Raw genomic sequence first — 18020 nt, 5'->3', positions numbered from 1 at the left:
TCGAACGTGAGCCGGTGACAGGAAATTCCTAGGGACTGGGCACACAAAAAGTCGGCGCGGAAATCGCACCGTTGGTCAATGGTACCTGGTAATGGGCCCCACCCAAAATCGCTGTCGGAGAAATCGGCCGCGCCTTCACGACCTGCCGGACCGGGCCTGACGAGGGCATACTTAACGGCGATGAGCAGCCCCGCAGGCGTTACAGCAGAGCCCCGCAAACCCGTCCTCCTGACCGTCGACGACGACCCCTCCGTCTCCCGCGCGGTCGCGCGCGACCTGCGCCGCCACTACGGCGACCGGCACCGGATCGTGCGCACCGAATCGGGCCCCGACGCCCTGGAGACGCTCAAGGAGCTCAAGCTGCGGGGCGAGACCGTCGCGGTGCTGATCGCCGACTACCGGATGCCGCAGATGAGCGGCATCGAATTCCTCGAACAGGCGATGGACCTCTACCCGGCGGCGCGGCGGGTGCTGCTCACCGCCTACGCCGACACGCACGCCGCCATCGACGCGATCAACGTCGTCGACCTCGACCACTATCTGCTCAAACCGTGGGACCCGCCGCAGGAGAAGTTCTACCCCGTCATCGACGGGCTGCTGGACGCCTGGCGCGCGGCGCCGGAACACCCCATCCCGCACACCAAGGTGATCGGGCACCGCTGGTCGGAGCGGTCCTGGCAGGTGCGCGACTTCCTGGCCCGCAACGGGCTGCACTACTCGTGGTTCATGGCCGACGATCCCGACGGCGAGCGGCTGCTCAAGGCCGCCGGCGCGGATCGCCTGCGGCTTCCGGTCGTGGTCACCGAGCGCGGCGACACCCTGGTCGAACCGACCGACGCCGAGCTGGCCGACACCCTGGGCCTGACCACGACGCCGTCGCAGGAGTTCTACGACCTGATCGTCATCGGCGGCGGGCCGGCGGGCCTGGCCGCCGCCGTCTACGGCGCGTCGGAGGGGCTGCGCACGGTGCTGATCGAACGCACCGCGACGGGCGGGCAGGCGGGCCAGAGCTCACGCATCGAGAACTACCTTGGCTTCCCCGACGGCGTATCGGGCGGCCAGCTGGCCGAGCGCGCGCGCCGACAGGCCGAGAAGTTCGGCGCCGAGCTCATCACCGCCCGCACCGCGACGGCGCTCGAGGTGAACGGCCCGAAGCGCACCGTGCGGTTCGCCGACGGCGGCTCCATCGACGCGCACGCGGTCATCCTGGCCACCGGCGTCGCCTATCGCCAGCTGCCCGCCGAGGGCTGCAGCGAGCTCACCGGCCGCGGCGTCTACTACGGGGCGGCCGTCTCCATCGCGTCCGAGTGCGCGGGCGAGGAGGTCTACGTCGTCGGCGGGGCCAACTCCGCCGGGCAGGCCGCGATGTACCTGTCCCGCGAGGCCAAGTCGGTGACCATCGTGGTGCGCGGCCCGTCGCTCGAGGCCTCGATGTCGTACTACCTGATCCAGCAGCTCGAGCAGCGGCCCAACATCTCGGTGCGCACGTGCACCGAGGTGCGCCGCGCCGTCGGGGAGGACCACCTGCAGCGGCTGATCCTGGTCGACAACCAGACCGGGGACACCGAGGACGTCACCTGCGCCCGGATGTTCATCTTCATCGGGGCGGCGCCGCGCACCGAGTGGCTGGACGGGGTGGTCGCCCGCGACGACCACGGATTCATCCTCACCGGACCGGACCTGCGCAACGTGTGCGGCTGGACGCTGGACCGGCCGCCGCACCACCTGGAGACCAGCGTGCCGGGCGTCTTCGCCACCGGTGACGTGCGGGCCGAGTCGGCCAAGCGCGTCGCGGCCGCGGTCGGGGAGGGATCGATGGCCGTCATGCTGGTGCACCGCTACCTGGCCGAGAGCTAGGAGGGGCCATGACCGCCAAGACGCCGTGCGAGCCCGACGAGCTGCGCAGCCTGTTCCTGTTCGAGGCGCTCACCGACGAGCAGCTGGCGGTGTTGTGCGCAGCTGGGCACATCGAGAACTACGAACCGGGCCCGATCTGCGTCGAGGGCGAGCCGGCGACCTGCTTCTACGTCCTCATCGAGGGCGAGTTGACGATGTCCAAGCTCTCCGGCGGCCAGGACATCGAAACCAACCGCACCTCGCAGCGCGGCGTCTACTGCGGCGCCTGGCGGGCGTTCACCGGCGGGAAGCAGAAGAGCTACGACGCCTCGGTGCACGTGACCAAGCCGTCGCGATTCTTCGTGATGGACGCCCCGGTGTTCGCCCAGTTCATGAAGGACCAGTTCCCGATGGCCGTCCACCTGCTCGACGGCATCGCCGTCGGCACCGACCGGACCCGGCGGATCATCGACAACCGGGAGAAGCTGCTCGCGCTGGGCCGGCTTTCGGCCGGGCTGACCCATCAGCTGAACAACCCCGCGGCGGCCATCGCCCGGGCGGCGGCCGACCTGCGCGGCCGGGTCGCCGGCATGCGGGGCAAGCTGGCCATGCTCGCCGACGGCACCGTCAGCCCCGAGGCCCTCAGCGCCCTGGTCCACCTCCAGCAAGGGGTGGCCGAGCAGGTCGCCAAGTCGGCTACGGAAAACCTGAGCGCGATGGAAACCGCTGACCGCGAGGACGCCGTCGGCGACTGGCTGGAAGAGCACGGTGTCGAGGGCGGCTGGGACATCGCGCCGACCTTCGTCGAAGGCGGCGTCGACACCGACTGGCTGGAGCGGATTTCCACGGTCAGCGAGGAACTCGCGTCGACATCGTTGGAGGAGGCGATCCGGTGGATCAACTACACCATCGAGAGCGAGCTGCTGATGAACCAGATTCTGGAAGCGAGCAAACGGATTTCGGCGTTGGTCGCCGACGCCAAGCAGTATTCGCAACTTGACCGCGCCCCGTTCCAGGTGGCCAACATCCACGAACTGCTGCGCAGCACGCTGGTGATGTTCGCCGACCGGTTGACCAAGGACGCTGGCCGGGAGGCCGGTAAAAATCCGGTGATCACCCTGGTGAAGGATTTCGACCAGTCACTTCCCGAAATCCCTTGCTACCCAGGCGATCTCAACCAGGTGTGGACCAACATCATCGACAACGCGCTCGCCGCGATGCGCGAGCAGGGCGGCACGCTGACCGTCCGCACCTGCCGAGAGGGCGAGAACATGGTCCGCGTCGAGATCTGCGACACCGGCCCAGGGGTGCCCGAGGACGTGCGCGAGCACATCTTCGAACCGTTCTTCACCACCAAACCGTTCGGGGAAGGCACCGGCCTGGGTCTGGACCTGGCGTTCAACATCGTCGTCAAGAACCATCGGGGGGACCTGCGAGTGGAATCCGTGCCGGGCGATACCCGCTTCATCGTGCTGCTGCCGCTGGAGGCACCGCCGGCCACGGATCCGGATCTCCCGGAATAGCCGCATCACCCGGCCGGTTGGGAACGACCATGACCAAACCCAACCTCGGCCGGTTCGGATCATTCGGACGCGGCGTGACGCCCCAGCAAGCCAAAGAAATCGAATCCCTGGGTTACGGGGCCGTCTGGGTGGGCGGTTCCCCGCCGGCCGAGCTGGCCTGGGTTGAGCCCCTGCTCGAGGCCACGACGACGTTGCAGGTGGCCACCGGCATCGTCAACATCTGGACGGCGGCCGCGGGGCCGGTGGCCGAGTCGTTCCACCGCATCGAGGCGGCCTACCCGGGCCGGTTCCTGCTGGGCATCGGCGTCGGGCACCGCGAGGCCATCAGCGAGTACCAGAAGCCCTACGACGCCCTGGTCAACTATCTCGAGCAGCTCGACGAGCACGGCGTGCCCGCCGACCGGCGGGTGGTGGCGGCCCTGGGTCCCCGGGTGCTGAGGCTGTCGGCCGAACGCACCGCCGGCGCGCACCCGTACCTGACCACCCCGGAGCACACCGCGCAGGCCCGCGAGCTGATCGGCCCGTCGGCGTTCCTGGCGCCCGAACACAAGGTGGTGCTGACCACGGACGCGGAAGAGGCCCGCGCCGTCGGGCGCAAGGCGCTCGACATCTACTTCAACCTGGCCAACTACCGCAACAGCTGGAAGCGGCTGGGCTTCTCCGAGCAGGAAGTCACCCGCCCGGGCAGCGACCGGCTGGTCGACTCGGTGGTGGCCTACGGCACGCCGGAGCAGATCGCCGCGCGGCTCAAAGAGCACCTCGACGCGGGCGCCGACCACGTGCCCGTGCAGGTCCTCACCAAGGATGAAAACCTGGTCTCGGCGCTGGCCGAATTGGCGGGGCCGCTCGGACTGAAGTGACCGACGCGAGGGGGATCTGGATGAGCGAGGCAGTAGCACTGAAACCCGACCTGGGGCGGTTCGGCGTATTTCTGGCCACCCGCTCGATCTCGCCCGACCTGGCCGCCGGGATCGAGGCGCTCGGATACGGCGCCGTGTGGGTCGGCGGCTCGCCCGACGCGGAACTCGCCTGGGTCGAGCCGGCCCTGGCCCGGACGAGCTCGCTGCAGCTGGCGACCGGCATCGTCAACATCTGGTCGTCGCCGGCACCCGAGGTCGCCGACTCGTTCGCCCGCATCGAGGGCGCCCACCCGGGCCGGTTCCTGCTCGGCATCGGAGTGGGCCACCGCGAGCACACCGGCGAGTACGTCAAGCCCTACGACGCGCTGGTCAGCTACCTCGACGCCCTCGACGCCGCGATGGTGCCCACCAGCCGGCGGGTGCTCGCGGCGCTGGGACCGCGGGTGCTGCGGCTGGCGGCCGAACGCGCCGCCGGAGCCCACCCGTACCTGACCACGCCCGAACACACCGCCAAGGCGCGCGAGCAGGTGGGCGGGTCGGTGTTCCTGGCGCCGGAGCACAAGGTGGTGCTGTCCACCGACCCCGAGGAAGCGCGCGCGATCGGCCGAAAGACCGCCGAGCGCTACCTGGCGCTGAGCAACTACGTGACCAACTTGCAGCGCCTGGGGTTCACCCAGGACGACGTCCGCAGCCCCGGCAGCGACAAGCTGATCGACGCGGTGGTGGCTCATGGCACCCCGGAGGACATTGCGCGGCGCCTCAATGAACATTGCGAAGCCGGCGCGGACCACGTGGCGGTCCAGGTGCTGGGGACGGCGGACGACGACGCGCTGCTGTCGGCGCTGCGCGAGCTGGCGGGGCCATTAGGACTAACTGCCCCAAACTGATCATCCGGCTCGGTTAGGGTGTGTGACCATGCGATTGCTGGTCACCGGCGGAGCCGGCTTCATCGGCGCGAATTTCGTGCACAGCACGGTGCGGGAGCATCCCGAGGACTCCGTGACGGTGCTCGACGCCTTCACCTATGCCGGGCGGCGCGAGTCGCTGGCCGACGTCGAGGACGCCATTACGGTGGTGAAGGGCGACATCGCCGATGCCGCGCTGGTCGCCGCGCTGGTCGCCGAGTCCGACGCCGTCGTGCACTTCGCCGCCGAGACCCACGTCGACAACTCCCTGGACGACCCGTGGACGACCCTGCAGACCAACGTGGTCGGGACCTTCGCGATCCTGCAGGCGGTGCGGCGCCACGATGTCCGGCTGCACCATGTCTCCACCGACGAGGTCTACGGCGATCTGGAGCTCGACGAGCCCAGCCGGTTCACGGAGTCGACGCCCTACAACCCGTCGAGCCCGTACTCGGCGACGAAGGCCGCCAGCGACCTGCTGGTCCGGGCCTGGGTGCGGTCCTACGGCGTGCGCGCGACGATCTCCAACTGCTCGAACAACTACGGGCCGTATCAGCACGTCGAAAAGTTCATCCCCCGCCAGATCACCAACGTGCTCACCGGGCGCCGCCCCAAGCTGTACGGCGCGGGCGCCAACGTTCGGGACTGGATCCACGTCGATGACCACAACAGCGCGGTCCGGCGAATCCTGGAAAAGGGTGAGAACGGCCGGACCTACCTCATCGCCGCCGAGGGCGAGCGCGACAACCTGACGGTGATGCGCGCGATCCTGCAGGCACTGGGACGCGATCCCGACGACTTCGACCATGTCACCGACCGCGTCGGCCACGACCTGCGGTATGCGATCGACCCGACGACGCTGTACAACGAATTGGGTTGGACGCCAAAGCATGCCAACTTTGAGGAGGGCCTGCACGCCACCATCGAGTGGTATCGCGCGAACGAGTCGTGGTGGCGTCCGCTCAAGGAGGCCACCGAGGGCCGCTACGAAGAACGGGGTCAGTGACATGCCGGTGCGTGAGCTAAAGATCCCCGGAGCCTGGGAGATCACCCCGACCATCCACGGCGATTCGCGGGGCCTGTTCTTCGAATGGCTCACCGACCGCGCGTTCACCGAGTTCGCCGGCCACCGCCTGAACGTCCGGCAGGCCAACTGCTCGGTGTCGTCGGCCGGCGTGCTGCGCGGCGTGCACTTCGCACAGGTGCCACCGAGCCAGGCGAAATACGTGACCTGCGTGTCCGGTTCGGTCTTCGACGTCGTCGTCGACGTCCGCGTCGGGTCACCCACGTTCGGGCAATGGGACTCGGTCCTGCTCGACGACCAGGACCGCCGGACGATCTACATCTCCGAGGGCCTCGGGCACGGGTTCCTTGCGCTGCAAGACAATTCGACGATCATGTACCTGTGCTCGTCGGAGTACGACCCACAGCGCGAGCACACCATCTCTGCCATGGATCCGAGCCTGGCGATCGACTGGCCGGCGATCGACGGCGTCGCACTCACGCTCTCCGACCGCGACGCGGTGGCGCCCAGCTTCGAGGAGGTGCGTGCCGCCGGCCTCCTGCCCACCTGGGAGGAGACGCAAAGCTTCGTTGCCGGTCTGCGCGAGCAACTCGACAACGCGTGAGCTTCACCGGGAAGGTCGCATTCGTCACGGGCGGCGCGTCGGGCATCGGCGCCGCGCTGGCCACCAAGTTGGCCGACGGGGGCGCCGAGGTCTGGATCGCCGATCGCCAACTCGAGGCGGCGCAGGCGCTGGCGCAGCGCCTCGGCAGCGGCGCCGGCAAGGCCCACGCGATCGAGCTCGATGTGCGCGACTACCCGGCGTTCGAACGCGCCGTCGGCGCGACGGCGGAGCAATCCGGGCGCATCGACTACCTGTTCAACAACGCCGGCATCGGGGTGGGCGGCGAGGTCGACTCGTACACCCTCGACGACTGGAACGACGTCCTCGACGTGAACCTGCACGGCGTGATCCACGGCGTCCAGGTGGTGTACCCGATCATGATCCGCCAGCGCTCGGGCCACATCGTGAACACGGCCTCGATGGCCGGCCTGCTCCCCTCGCCCGGCGCGGTGAGCTACACCGCCGCCAAGCACGCCGTCGTCGCGATCTCGCGCGCGCTGCGGGTGGAGGCCGAACGCCATGGCGTCAAGGTGTCGGTCCTGTGCCCCGGCGCCATCCGGACCCCGATCCTCACCGGCGGCACCTACGGGCGGATGACCAAGACCGGCGCCAGCGACGAGGCCCTGCTCAAGTTTTGGGAGCCGATGCGGCCCATGGCTCCCGAGAAGTTCGCCGATCGCGTCCTTCGGGCCGTATCGCGCAATCACGCGATCATCATCGTGCCGGCGTGGTGGAAGGCATTTTGGTACCTGGACCGCCTCTCCCCGGCCATTTCGACGCAGGCCGCGCGACTCACGGTCAAGCGGTTACGCGAAATGGGACCCGCCGCCTCGTAATTCGGCACTGAAAACAAGCGCTTCCGCCACCCGGAGTCGTTATCATTCGCTTGTCGCTGTAGTCGGGCCGCGACCGCTTCACGTGCCGTAGCTGGAGGGGTCGGATGTCATTTGTGTTGGCGGTTCCGGACGTAATGTCTGATGCGACAACAAGTTTGGCGAGCATCGAGTCGGCGATCAGCGCGGCCCACGCAGCGGCGTCGGCGCCCACGACGGGCCTGCTTGCGGCGGCCGGCGACGAGGTGTCGACGGCCATCGCGGCGATGTTTTCTTCCTACGGCTCGGCGTATCAGGCGCTCAGCGGCCAAGCCGCGGCCTTTCACACGCAGTTGGTGCAGACCCTCAACGCGGGGGCGGCGGCCTACGCGGCCACCGAGGCGGCCAACGCCTCGCCGCTGGAGACGCTCCAACAAGACGTGCTGGGGCTGATCAACGCTCCGACCAACACGCTTTTCGGGCGCCCGCTGATCGGCAACGGCGCCAACGGCGTAACGAACGCGCAAGGGGTGGGCACCCCGGGCGGCCCGGGCGGGATCTTGGCCGGCAACGGCGGCAACGGCGGCAATAGCACCGCCACCGGAGCGCCCGGTGGCGCCGGCGGGCCCGCCGGCCTGCTCCTCGGAAACGGCGGCAACGGCGGGACCGGCGGCCCCGCCGCGCTCGGCGGCGCCGGCGGCAGTGGCAGCTTGTTCGGCGCGCCCGGGGCCACCGGCGCTCCCGGCCTGGCAACGGTTCCCATCTCGGTGCAAAACAACGACATCATCGCCAATCTCTCGGTGGGCGGTGGACCGACGGCGTCCGTCATCGTCGACACCGGGTCGAAGGGTCTCATTCTCCCGCCCCAAGACGTCAATACGGCAACCCTTGGCGCGCCCACCGGTAGCGGTAGCGTCGTATACGGCGAGCCCGGCAATACGTTGACGGTGAACTACAACACCTATACGACCACGGTGAATTTCGGGAACGGAATCGTCACCCAACCGACCACCGTCGCCGTGGTCACCTCGGCGACCCAAACCATCGCCTTTTTCTTTACAAACCCAGTGCCAACTTCGCAAGTACCAGCCATCTTGGGCGTCGGGGTCAATTCTGGCGGACCAGTCGGCACCAGCCCCGTGACGGCGTTGCCCGGCAGTTTCGGTCAGGGTCTGCTGATCGATGAACCCAAGGGCGTGATGCAGTTCGGTGCAAACCCGTTACCCGCCATCGCCTCCGTTACCGGAGCCCCCTCGACCACACTGGACATACGCATCAATAACGGTGCCCTCCAACAGACTTCCGGCGCGTTCATCGATTCGGGCGGCCTCTACGGGTACGTGCCAGACAATCTCGGCCCCCCGAATTCCGGCGGATACCTGCCGGCGGGAACCTCCATTTCCGTCTACACCCCCGATGGGACGAAGTTGCTGTACACGACGACGGTCGGGGCGCAACAGACGCCCGTCGTATCAAGCTTGCTGGGGGGCACATTCAACACCGGGATCGCGCCCTTCCTCCAGGATCCGATCTACCTCTCCTACAGCCCGGGCGGCACCGGCACCATGACCTTCGACGCCTGAGGCTAAACCGGAGCGGTGCTGGCCTCCACCGTTGGAATGCGCCCACCGACGTTGCGTCTTGACCGTAGCGACCCGACCACGGTGGCCGCCCACAGCAGCACGCACAGCGCCTCGGCGACGACGGTGAGTACCGCGTGCGGCGCCGGGTCCCAGCCGTGCTCGGTAAAGCCGAAGAGCCCAACGGTTCTCGACAGCGCGAAGGCGACCAGGGAGCCGCCGGCCAACCCGGCGGCGGACCATTCCAGCCACCAGGGCCCGCCGGCCGCGACCAGCAGGGCCAGCGAGAACGAAACGCTGGCCTGGATCAGGAAGCTGGTGCCGATCATCGGAATGTGCTGGTAGCCATGGACGTACAGGTAGGCGTGGCTGAAGGCGCTGACGGCCAGGGACGCGGCCAGCGCGAGCCGGAGGAAGATTCTCATTGCAGCTTGGTCTCTTTCAGTGCGAGGGCGGCCTGGCCCTTGGTGTAGTTGACCTCGCGGATCCCCAGGGCATCGTGCAGCTTGCCCGCCGGCAGCGTGATCGGCTTGGGCGCCGGCCCGTCGCCGGGATGGGGCAACGGGTAGGCGGTCGTCGTCCCGCTGTAGAACGTCACGTTGCCTTCCGTCTTGGAAAACAGTTGGTGCACATGGCCGTTGAGGCATGTCACCGACGAGAACCGGCTCAGGTAGCTCAGGGCCTGGGTGGCGTCGTCCGTGCCCCAGCCCCAGTCCGGGTACATCGCGAACAGCGGGATGTGGCTGAACACGATGATGGGTGTATCGCTGGACAAGCCCGCGACGTCCTTCTCGACGAACTCCAGCTGGTCGACACCCAAGTGCCCGAGCTTCTTGAGGTTCAAGGTGTTCACCAACGCGATCACGTGGACACCCGCGATGTCGAAGCTGTACCACCCGTCGCCCCGCGTCCCGGCGCCGAAGACGCTGCGGTACTTCTGTCCCGCGTCGTCGACAGAATCGTGCTCGCCGGGCACCGTGAAGACGTGTGGCGTCTGCACTTTGGTGAGCATCTGCTTGACCTGGTCGAACTGCTCGGGGGTCGACAGGTGGGTGAGGTCGCCGGTGTGGATGACGAAGTCCGGTGCGTAGCCGAGGCCGTTGATCTGGTCGATCGCGTGGCCGAAGGTGCCGGCGACGTCCGGGTTGGGCGGGCCGGAAAAACCGATGTGGCTGTCGCTCACCTGGGCGAAGCGCAGCGTGGGCCGGGCGCCGGTGTGCGAGGCCGAAGCCGTCCCGGCGACGTGCGAGATGACCTCGCCCCCGACGACGGCGAAACCGACCGCCGCGCCGAACCACGCCGAGTGCCGGATCAGCTGCCGGCGGGTCATCGTGTTCGGATCGTTCATCCCGTCACCACCACGGTGCCGTGCATCATCGGGTGAATCGAGCAGACGTAGTCGAACTTCCCCGCGGTGGGAAAGGTGTGCGAAAAGGTGGCGCCGGTGCCCATTCCGGGCGACTTGAACGACCCGTCGGCGGCGGCGACCGTGTGCGGTTCCTCGTCCTTGTTGGTCCAGGTGACGGTGCTGCCGGCCTTGACGGTCAGCGTGGCCGGCGCGAAGGCGAAGTTGTCGATGGTGACCGCATCGCCGGCGGCCGCGGCCGGCGACCCCGTCGCGGACGCGGCGCCCGGCTGCGGACCCGGCGCCGAGGGCATCCCGCTCATGCCCGGCATCCCGGGCGTGCCGCTGGCATTCGATCCGAAGGTCACCGACGGCGGCTGCGCGGTGGGCGGCGACGACGAGCAGCCGGCCAGCAACACACCGACGGCCGACGCCGCGACCACATGTTTTCGAAGCTTGGCGATGTTCATGCCAAGAGATATGGCGGCGGGTTACACGTCGCGGCGCGGCGGGGCGAACACCTCGATCACGCCGTCGACCTCGCGAACCTGCAGCGCGGGCAAGGGCTTTGGCGCGATCGGCAGCTGGTGGGTGCGCACCTGCCCGGTGGGCGAGAACGACGTGGTGTGGCAGGGGCATTGCAGCGCGTCGTTCTGTGCGTCGAACCATAGCTTGCATCCCTGATGGGTGCAGACGCCGGAGATGGCCTGGGGTTTGCCGTCGACGCGGTGGACGAACCCGGCGACCGAACCGAGGTCGAACGGATGCATGACGCCGTCGGGCACGTCTGCGCTCGACGCGACGCGCTGCCACGTCCCGTCGTTGGGCGTCAGCTCACCCGCGACCGCCGGGCCCTGCGTGGGGCTGCCAATCAGGGCGCGATCGATGGAAACCGCGGCGGCCGCGGCGGCCGCGGCGGCCGACGTGCCCACGATGACCTGTCGGCGCGTCGCGCTCTGCTTGGGCGCCGCCGGTGCCGGCGCGCCGTCCATCTGCTCCGCGAGGCGCCGGTGCAGATCGGCGAGGAACTCCTGGCGCGGCTCGGCGTCCGCGGTCCCCGCCGCCCGCAGGTCGATGGCCGTGCGGATCTGCGCGGCCTCGAAGTCGTCGGGCGCAAACGGCTTCGGCCGGCGACCCCGCAACAGGTCATCGACATAGCGCCGCAGCCCTCGCGCGTTCATCGTTGCCCTCCATCGTTGACCTGTGCCGCCAGCCGCAGGGCGCGGTGCTGCAGCACCTTGGCGTTGGCGACGCTGATCCCAAGCTCGGCCGCGGACTCCTTGATCGAATTTCCTTGCAGGAAGCGAATTTCGAGAATCTGGCGATACCGGTCCGGCAGTCCGTCGAGAACCCGCGCGACGCGCTGGGGCGCGGTGCTGATCGCTTCCTCGCTCTCGGGGGGTTGTTCGATGTCGTCGATCGAGGTTATCTCCCGGCCCATGGTCTCCCGCCAGTGTGCGGCCAGCACCGTCCTGGCCGTGGCCCGCAGGTAGGCGCGCACCTCGCCGACGGTCGCGGTCAGGCGCAGTGGCCGCAGCGCGGCCAGAAAGACCTCGGCGGTGAGGTCCTCGGCGTCGGCGCGGTTACCCACCCGCGCGAACAGCGTGCGGTACACCCAGGACGCGTTGTCGGAGTACACCGCTTCCCAGTCGGGATAGCTTTCATAACCACTGTCGGGCACCGCGCGCAGCGGTCGCGAGACTAGCGGTTTCTGGGGGTCGTTTTGCGCCGCCACGGTCCTCCTTCACCGATTCAATATCGGACCGGGTTACACGCGGGCACGTCGGCTTCCGAGGCCATCAGCTCGTCCAGTTTCGCGGCGGCGGCCGCCAGGGCCGACTTGGCCATGCCCAAGACCCTCTCCCGCACCCGCGGCTTCGCCGAGGCGGGCGCCAGTGAGTCGCCCACCAGGCGCCCGAAGACGTCCAGGCGCGCCGCGGCCAGCCAGGCGGTCAACTCCGGGTCCTCGAGCCAGCGCAGCTGATTGCGGTAGTAGGCCCGCGTGATGCGCAGCCAGTCGAGGTCGGTGTCGGGATGCGGCAGTGGGTCGCACAGCTCGTTCTTCACCGCGTCGTCGGGGTAGGCGGCTTCGACGTGGGCGACGAGCGCGGCGCTGAACACCTGCTGGCATCCGCGCACGCTCTGCAGCGTGATGCCGGCGCCATCGAAAATCGGTGTGGCGGGCCGTGTCTCGGCGCCGTCGGCGGTGCAGTCGACGTACAGCGCCGAGGGGTCCGTCGGCACGGCGCCACCCTCGAGGACCGCCTCGCCGGCGTCGGCGCGCAGCAGGTGGCCCATGCGCACCACGTCGGTGATGCGCCGCAGCTGCTCCAACTCGGCGTGGGTGACGGTTGCGCAGCGGTACATGGTCGGGCGGATCGTCGGGTCGATCCGCAGCAGCGCGCCGGCTTCCTCGAGGCGGACGAACAGGTCGTCGACCGACGCCGCGTCCCGGATCGCCCGCAGCTGCGCGGTGACGGCGGTCTTGATCTTGTCGGCGAACAGCGATCCCGGCTGCAGCGTCGCGCGATCGAGCAACCACGAGTCGCGCGGCACGATCCACGTCAGGCGATCCGGCGCGATGCCCTGGCCCAGCAGCCAGAGGCACGCGTCGATGCCGGTCTTGCCGGCCCCCACGATGACGTAACGGGGGCGGGCGGCCAGCCGGGGCAGCTCGTTGGGCGCGACGCAGTCGACGCCCGGCGCCACCCGGTAGGGCGGCGGGCGCATCGAGGGCACCATGACGCGCATGTAGGTCGCGTCGACGACGCGGCGCGTCACGTCGACGGCGTACTCGGTCCCGGCCAGCGTCCTAAACCGGCGATCACCGGAGTATTCGCTCATCGGGAAGTAAGCCACCTGCCCGGTGGGCAGGAACCGCTGGCGCATGACGTGGTCGTAGTAGGCGCACACCTCACCCGCGGTCGCCAACTCGTAAAGCCCTTGGTTCCAGCCGACTTGGTCGATCGCGTCGCTGCCCAGGGGTAGCGAGTTGACGCCGTAGAACGCCGACGGCTGATGCAGCCGCACGAACGGGTAGGCCATGGTCCAGTGCCCGCCGGGCTGATGGTGGCGGTCCACCAGCACCACGCGTGCCTCGGTTTCGGTGACCAGCGTGTCGATGAACGCCATCCCCATGGCGCCCGCGCCGACTACCAGGTAGTCGGCCTCGATGGTGCGCATACGGGCTAAAGGCTAATCGGCCCGGGGTCGCTTCAGCGGATTTCGGCCGCCGCGGTGCGCAGGTCGTCCAGGGCCGCGCGGGCCAATTCGCCCAAGCTCCGGTCACCGTCTGACGTAATCCATTCGGCAAACGCCTCTTTGAACGCGAGCCCACCCAGCTCGGCGGCCAGGGCGGCAGCGCGATCCGGCACGCCGCGCGCTCGCAGCGCGTTCGCCATGGCCGCGGCGAGGCCGACCTGTTTGAGCGCATCGCGCTCCTGCAGTTCGGCGCTGGAGGCGATGACGGCCTTCACCCGGGGAGCAAGCTCGCGGTTGCGCGGGGTCATCGCCCCGGCAGCACGCTCCAGCCCGGCGGCGACCGCGGTAAGCGGCGTGGCGTCCGCGGGCGCCGAGGCGATTCCCTCGGTCAGCAGTTGCGACAACGCCTCCTGACCGGCCGCCAGCACCTCCCGCTTGTCGGGGAAATACCGGAAGAAGGTGCTCTTGGTCAGGCCGGCCCGATCGGCGATCTCGGCGACGGTGGTTCGGTCGTAGCCCTGCTCGGAGAAAAGGTGCAGCGCGGCCTCGACCAGGCGCGCACGCGCATCGGGTTCCCATCGGGGCATGCCGCCATGGTAGGCGATGAGACCTTTGTCCCATCACCGTGGTAGCGTGATGAGACTTCAGTCCCATCACTTGAGGAGTGTCTCATGCGCGTATTCGTCACGGGTGCCACCGGCGGGGTCGGCTCGGCCGTCGTTCCCGAGCTCATCGGGGCGGGCCACGAGGTCCTGGCGCTGGCCCGCTCCGACGCGTCGGCCCGGGTCGCCACCGCGATGGGGGCCGACGTGCTGCGCGGCGACCTCGACGACCCCGAGAGCCTGCGCGTCGGCGCCAAGGAGTCCGACGGGGTCGTCCACCTCGCCTTCCTGCACTTCGACGACTTCGAGATAGCGATCGCCCAGGAGGCTGCCGCGGTCGAGACATTCGGCGCCGCACTCGCCGGGAGCGGCAAGCCGTTCGTCATGGCCTCGGGCACGCCGCCCGTCGCCGGCCGCGTCGCCACCGAGCGCGACTCGGTGCCGACCGACGGACTCGTCGGCGGGCGCGGCCGGAACGCCCAGGCGGCCCTGGAGCTGGCCCGCAATGACGTCCGGTCGGCGGTGGTCCGCCTCCCCCGCTCCGTCCACCGGGCGGGCGGCCCCTGCGGGTTCGCCTCGCTGCTCGTCGCGGCCGCCCGGGGGACCGGTGTGTCCGGGTACGTCGGCGACGGCACCCAACGCTGGCCGGCCGTGCACGTCGTCGACGCCGCCCTGCTCTTCCGCCTTGTCCTCGAACAGGCCGATCCCGGGACGGTGGCGCACGCCGTCGGCGACGAGGGCGACCCGATGCGCGCGCTGGCCGAGGCCATCGGACGCCAGCTCGGCCTTCCCGCGGAGTCGGTACCCGCCGAGCATTTCGGACCCCTCGGCGCCATATTCGCCCTGGACCAGCCGGCCTCGAGCGCGTTGACCCAGGAGAGATTCGGCTGGCGGCCCATGCATCCGAGCCTGCTCGAGGACCTGGAGGCCGGAAACTATCCGGTGTGAGGCGCGCCTTGCCAACGCCCGAGCCAAGTTACTAGGATATGCAAGTATTCGCTGCGTAACGACGACTCGAGGGCACCATGACCACACAGATCCCGCACTTCATCGACGGGAAGCGCACCGCCGGCCAGTCCGACCGCACCGCCGACGTCTTCAACCCCAGCACCGGCCAGGTGCAGGCGAAGGTTCCGATGGCCGGCAAGGCCGACGTCGACGCGGCGGTGGCCTCGGCCGTCGAGGCCCAAAAGGATTGGGCCGCATGGAATCCGCAGCGACGCGCGCGGGTGATGATGCGCTTCATCGAGCTGGTCAATTCCAACAGCGACGAGCTCGCCGAGCTGCTGTCCATGGAGCACGGCAAGACGGTGGCTGACTCGAAGGGCGACATCCAGCGCGGCATCGAGGTCATCGAGTTCTGCATCGGGATCCCGCACCTGCTCAAGGGTGACTACAGCGAGGGCGCCGGCCCGGGCATCGACGTCTACTCGTTGCGCCAGCCCTTGGGCGTGGTCGCCGGCATCACGCCGTTCAACTTCCCGGCGATGATCCCGCTATGGAAGGCCGGGCCGGCGTTGGCGTGCGGAAACGCGTTCGTGCTCAAGCCCAGTGAGCGTGACCCGTCGGTCCCGGTGCGCCTGGCCGAGCTGTTCTTGGAGGCGGGCCTGCCGCCGGGCGTGTTCCAGGTGGTGCACGGCGACAAGGAGGCCGTCGACGCGATCCTGCACCACCCCGACATCAAGGCCGTCGGTTTTGTCGGCAGCTCCGACATCGCGCACTACATCTACTCCACGGCCGCGGCCAACGACAAGCGGTCGCAGTGCTTCGGCGGCGCCAAGAACCACATGATCGTGATGCCCGACGCCGACCTCGACCAGGCCGTCGACGCGCTGATCGGCGCCGGGTACGGCAGCGCCGGCGAACGCTGCATGGCGATCAGCGTCGCCGTGCCGGTCGGCGAGCAGACCGCGGATCGGTTGCGCGCCAGGCTGATCGAGCGGATCAACAACCTGCGCGTGGGGCACAGCCTGGACCCCAAGGCCGACTACGGCCCGCTGGTCACCGAGGCCGCGCTGGCGCGGGTGCGCGACTACATCGGCCAGGGCGTCGCCGCCGGCGCCGAGCTGGTGATCGATGGGCGCGAGCGGACCAGCGACGACCTGACGTTCGGAGACGCCAACCTCGAGGGCGGATTCTTCATCGGCCCAACCCTTTTCGACCACGTCACTCCCGACATGTCGATCTACACCGACGAGATCTTCGGGCCGGTGCTGTGCATCGTTCGTGCGCATGACTACGAGGAGGCCCTGCGGCTGCCCTCGGAGCACGAGTACGGCAACGGCGTGGCGGTCTTCACCCGCGACGGCGACACCGCCCGCGACTTCGTGTCCCGGGTGCAGGTGGGCATGGTCGGCGTCAACGTGCCGATCCCGGTCCCGGTGGCCTACCACACCTTCGGCGGCTGGAAGCGTTCCGGCTTCGGCGACCTGAACCAGCACGGGCCGGCGTCGATCCAGTTCTACACCAAGGTCAAGACCGTCACGTCCCGCTGGCCGTCCGGCATCAAGGATGGCGCCGAATTCGTCATCCCGACAATGAATTAGACCCGCGACATGTTCACCCTGAACGACGACGAGCGGGTCATCACCGAGACGGCGGCCGCGTTCGCCGCCAAGCGAATCGCCCCGCACGTGCTGGAATGGGACGCCACCAAGCACTTTCCGACCGACGTGCTGCGCGAGGCCGCCGAACTCGGCATGGCGGCCATCTACTGCCGCGAGGACGTCGGGGGCAGCGGGCTGCGCCGGCTCGACGGGGTCCGCATCTTCGAGCAGCTGGCGATCGCATGTCCGACCGTCGCCGCGTTTTTGTCGATTCACAACATGTGCGCGTGGATGATCGACAGCTTCGGCACCGACGAGCAACGCAAGGAATGGATCCCGCGGCTGGCGCCCATGGACTCCATCGCCAGCTACTGCCTCACCGAGCCTGGCGCCGGCTCCGACGCCAGCGCGCTGAGCACCCGCGCCGTCAAACAGGGCGGCGATTATGTGCTCGACGGGGTCAAGCAGTTCATCTCCGGCGCGGGGGCCTCGGACGTGTATGTGGTGATGGCCAGGACCGGCGGCGAGGGACCGCGCGGCATCTCCGCCTTCATCGTCGAAAAGGGTGCTCCCGGGCTGAGTTTCGGCGCGCACGAGGAGAAGATGGGCTGGCACGCCCAGCCCACCGCGCAGGTGATTCTGGAGGGCGTGCGGGTGCCCGCCGACGCGATGCTGGGCGGCGCGGACGGCGAGGGCGCCGGCTTCGGCATCGCGATGAACGGCCTCAACGGCGGTCGGCTCAACATCGCGGCCTGCTCCCTGGGCGGCGCGCAGGCCGCCTTCGACAAGGCCGGCGCCTACGTGCGGGAGCGCCACGCGTTCGGCAACTCCCTGCTCGACGAGCCGACCGTCCGGTTCACCCTGGCCGACATGGCCACCGGGCTGGAGACCTCGCGAATGATGTTGTGGCGGGCCGCAAGCGCGTTGGACGACGACGACCCGGACAAGGTCGAGCTGTGCGCGATGGCCAAGCGCTACGTCACCGACACCTGCTTCGAGGTGGCCGACAAGGCCCTGCAACTGCACGGCGGCTACGGCTATCTGCGCGAGTACGGTCTGGAGAAGATCGTCCGCGACCTGCGGGTGCATCGCATCCTGGAAGGCACCAACGAGATCATGCGGGTGGTCATCGGCCGCGCCGAGGCCGCCCGATTCAGGGCAAGCGCGTAGAAAGGCTCACAG

General features: G+C 69.0%; 18 protein-coding genes. 11 read left to right on the top strand and 7 right to left on the bottom strand.

Annotation, left to right across the window (positions count from 1 at the left end):
* Positions 1-180: 180 nt before the first annotated feature.
* From AWB92_RS00435 to AWB92_RS00400, 8 genes are all read left to right on the top strand, one after another.
* Positions 181-1857, top strand: coding sequence for an FAD-dependent oxidoreductase (locus tag AWB92_RS00435; protein ID WP_085183580.1), 1677 nt, complete (start codon positions 181-183; stop codon positions 1855-1857).
* Between the two features lie 8 nt (positions 1858-1865).
* Complete coding sequence (locus tag AWB92_RS00430) at positions 1866-3359, top strand: ATP-binding protein (protein WP_085183579.1); 1494 nt, start codon at positions 1866-1868, stop codon at positions 3357-3359.
* A gap of 29 nt (positions 3360-3388) precedes the next feature.
* Positions 3389-4219: an LLM class F420-dependent oxidoreductase gene (locus tag AWB92_RS00425; RefSeq protein WP_085183578.1), complete on the top strand. Its 831-nt coding sequence runs from the start codon at positions 3389-3391 to the stop codon at positions 4217-4219.
* 20 nt (positions 4220-4239) lie between these two features.
* The gene (locus AWB92_RS00420) at positions 4240-5106 is read left to right on the top strand and encodes an LLM class F420-dependent oxidoreductase (RefSeq protein WP_085183599.1); all 867 of its coding nucleotides are present in this window, start codon (positions 4240-4242) and stop codon (positions 5104-5106) included.
* Positions 5107-5134: 28 nt separating this feature from the next.
* Positions 5135-6130 carry a dTDP-glucose 4,6-dehydratase gene (gene rfbB, locus AWB92_RS00415; protein ID WP_085183577.1) on the top strand — a complete coding sequence of 332 codons (996 nt, stop codon included), beginning with the start codon at positions 5135-5137 and terminating at the stop codon, positions 6128-6130.
* Position 6131: 1 nt separating this feature from the next.
* Positions 6132-6752, top strand: coding sequence for a dTDP-4-dehydrorhamnose 3,5-epimerase (gene rfbC, locus AWB92_RS00410; protein ID WP_085183576.1), 621 nt, complete (start codon positions 6132-6134; stop codon positions 6750-6752).
* On the top strand, positions 6749-7588 hold the full coding sequence (locus AWB92_RS00405) for an SDR family oxidoreductase (protein ID WP_085183575.1): 840 nt from the start codon (positions 6749-6751) through the stop codon (positions 7586-7588). Before rfbC ends, AWB92_RS00405 begins: the two co-directional genes overlap by 4 nt.
* A 134-nt stretch (positions 7589-7722) precedes the next feature.
* Positions 7723-9147 (top strand): PecA family PE domain-processing aspartic protease, encoded by a 1425-nt coding sequence (locus AWB92_RS00400; RefSeq protein WP_241523328.1) that lies wholly within the window; start codon positions 7723-7725, stop codon positions 9145-9147.
* Between the two features lie 2 nt (positions 9148-9149).
* Here the strand turns inward: AWB92_RS00400 and AWB92_RS00395 are convergent, their stop codons facing one another.
* The 7 genes from AWB92_RS00395 to AWB92_RS00365 all read right to left on the bottom strand — a co-directional run bounded on the left by AWB92_RS00395 (position 9150) and on the right by AWB92_RS00365 (position 14277).
* Complete coding sequence (locus AWB92_RS00395) at positions 9150-9569, bottom strand: hypothetical protein (RefSeq protein WP_085183573.1); 420 nt, start codon at positions 9567-9569, stop codon at positions 9150-9152.
* On the bottom strand, positions 9566-10492 hold the full coding sequence (locus tag AWB92_RS00390; RefSeq protein ID WP_085183572.1) for a metallophosphoesterase: 927 nt from the start codon (positions 10490-10492) through the stop codon (positions 9566-9568). Before AWB92_RS00390 ends, AWB92_RS00395 begins: the two co-directional genes overlap by 4 nt.
* Complete coding sequence (locus tag AWB92_RS00385; protein ID WP_142281884.1) at positions 10489-10821, bottom strand: cupredoxin family copper-binding protein; 333 nt, start codon at positions 10819-10821, stop codon at positions 10489-10491. Before AWB92_RS00385 ends, AWB92_RS00390 begins: the two co-directional genes overlap by 4 nt.
* Before the next feature lie 159 nt (positions 10822-10980).
* Complete coding sequence (locus AWB92_RS00380) at positions 10981-11670, bottom strand: Rieske (2Fe-2S) protein (protein WP_085183570.1); 690 nt, start codon at positions 11668-11670, stop codon at positions 10981-10983.
* Positions 11667-12224: an RNA polymerase sigma factor gene (locus AWB92_RS00375; RefSeq protein ID WP_068101076.1), complete on the bottom strand. Its 558-nt coding sequence runs from the start codon at positions 12222-12224 to the stop codon at positions 11667-11669. Before AWB92_RS00375 ends, AWB92_RS00380 begins: the two co-directional genes overlap by 4 nt.
* Positions 12225-12241: 17 nt before the next feature.
* On the bottom strand, positions 12242-13672 hold the full coding sequence (locus AWB92_RS00370; protein ID WP_085183569.1) for an NAD(P)-binding protein: 1431 nt from the start codon (positions 13670-13672) through the stop codon (positions 12242-12244).
* Between the two features lie 32 nt (positions 13673-13704).
* Positions 13705-14277 carry a TetR/AcrR family transcriptional regulator gene (locus AWB92_RS00365; protein WP_068185803.1) on the bottom strand — a complete coding sequence of 191 codons (573 nt, stop codon included), beginning with the start codon at positions 14275-14277 and terminating at the stop codon, positions 13705-13707.
* A gap of 84 nt (positions 14278-14361) precedes the next feature.
* On the opposite strand from AWB92_RS00365, the gene AWB92_RS00360 reads away from it, so the two are divergent.
* The 3 genes from AWB92_RS00360 (at position 14362) to AWB92_RS00350 (ending at position 18008) form a co-directional block, all read left to right on the top strand.
* The gene (locus AWB92_RS00360) at positions 14362-15240 is read left to right on the top strand and encodes an SDR family oxidoreductase (RefSeq protein WP_085183568.1); all 879 of its coding nucleotides are present in this window, start codon (positions 14362-14364) and stop codon (positions 15238-15240) included.
* A 77-nt stretch (positions 15241-15317) separates the two neighbouring features.
* Positions 15318-16838 (top strand): CoA-acylating methylmalonate-semialdehyde dehydrogenase, encoded by a 1521-nt coding sequence (locus AWB92_RS00355; RefSeq protein WP_085183567.1) that lies wholly within the window; start codon positions 15318-15320, stop codon positions 16836-16838.
* A gap of 9 nt (positions 16839-16847) precedes the next feature.
* Positions 16848-18008 carry an isobutyryl-CoA dehydrogenase gene (locus AWB92_RS00350; RefSeq protein ID WP_085183566.1) on the top strand — a complete coding sequence of 387 codons (1161 nt, stop codon included), beginning with the start codon at positions 16848-16850 and terminating at the stop codon, positions 18006-18008.
* The last annotated feature ends 12 nt before the right edge of the window (positions 18009-18020 follow it).

This window comes from Mycobacterium sp. IEC1808, assembly GCF_002101935.1.
Taxonomy (GTDB): Bacteria; Actinomycetota; Actinomycetes; order Mycobacteriales; family Mycobacteriaceae; genus Mycobacterium.
This window is presented reverse-complemented; position numbering and strand designations above follow the sequence as displayed.

Excerpts from the sequence above, each read along its gene's own strand:
- AWB92_RS00390 (WP_085183572.1), bottom strand. The coding sequence starts at position 10,492 with ATGAACGATCCGAACACGATGACCCGCCGGCAGCTGATCCGGCACTCG.
- AWB92_RS00355 (WP_085183567.1), top strand. The coding sequence starts at position 15,318 with ATGACCACACAGATCCCGCACTTCATCGACGGGAAGCGCACCGCCGGC.
- AWB92_RS00385 (WP_142281884.1), bottom strand. The coding sequence starts at position 10,821 with ATGCCGGGCATGAGCGGGATGCCCTCGGCGCCGGGTCCGCAGCCGGGC.
- AWB92_RS00370 (WP_085183569.1), bottom strand. The coding sequence starts at position 13,672 with ATGCGCACCATCGAGGCCGACTACCTGGTAGTCGGCGCGGGCGCCATG.
- AWB92_RS00400 (WP_241523328.1), top strand. The coding sequence starts at position 7,723 with ATGTCTGATGCGACAACAAGTTTGGCGAGCATCGAGTCGGCGATCAGC.
- AWB92_RS00365 (WP_068185803.1), bottom strand. The coding sequence starts at position 14,277 with ATGCCCCGATGGGAACCCGATGCGCGTGCGCGCCTGGTCGAGGCCGCG.
- AWB92_RS00395 (WP_085183573.1), bottom strand. The coding sequence starts at position 9,569 with ATGAGAATCTTCCTCCGGCTCGCGCTGGCCGCGTCCCTGGCCGTCAGC.
- AWB92_RS00435 (WP_085183580.1), top strand. The coding sequence starts at position 181 with ATGAGCAGCCCCGCAGGCGTTACAGCAGAGCCCCGCAAACCCGTCCTC.
- rfbC (WP_085183576.1), top strand. The coding sequence starts at position 6,132 with ATGCCGGTGCGTGAGCTAAAGATCCCCGGAGCCTGGGAGATCACCCCG.
- rfbB (WP_085183577.1), top strand. The coding sequence starts at position 5,135 with ATGCGATTGCTGGTCACCGGCGGAGCCGGCTTCATCGGCGCGAATTTC.
- AWB92_RS00425 (WP_085183578.1), top strand. The coding sequence starts at position 3,389 with ATGACCAAACCCAACCTCGGCCGGTTCGGATCATTCGGACGCGGCGTG.
- AWB92_RS00360 (WP_085183568.1), top strand. The coding sequence starts at position 14,362 with ATGCGCGTATTCGTCACGGGTGCCACCGGCGGGGTCGGCTCGGCCGTC.
- AWB92_RS00420 (WP_085183599.1), top strand. The coding sequence starts at position 4,240 with ATGAGCGAGGCAGTAGCACTGAAACCCGACCTGGGGCGGTTCGGCGTA.
- AWB92_RS00350 (WP_085183566.1), top strand. The coding sequence starts at position 16,848 with ATGTTCACCCTGAACGACGACGAGCGGGTCATCACCGAGACGGCGGCC.
- AWB92_RS00430 (WP_085183579.1), top strand. The coding sequence starts at position 1,866 with ATGACCGCCAAGACGCCGTGCGAGCCCGACGAGCTGCGCAGCCTGTTC.
- AWB92_RS00380 (WP_085183570.1), bottom strand. The coding sequence starts at position 11,670 with ATGAACGCGCGAGGGCTGCGGCGCTATGTCGATGACCTGTTGCGGGGT.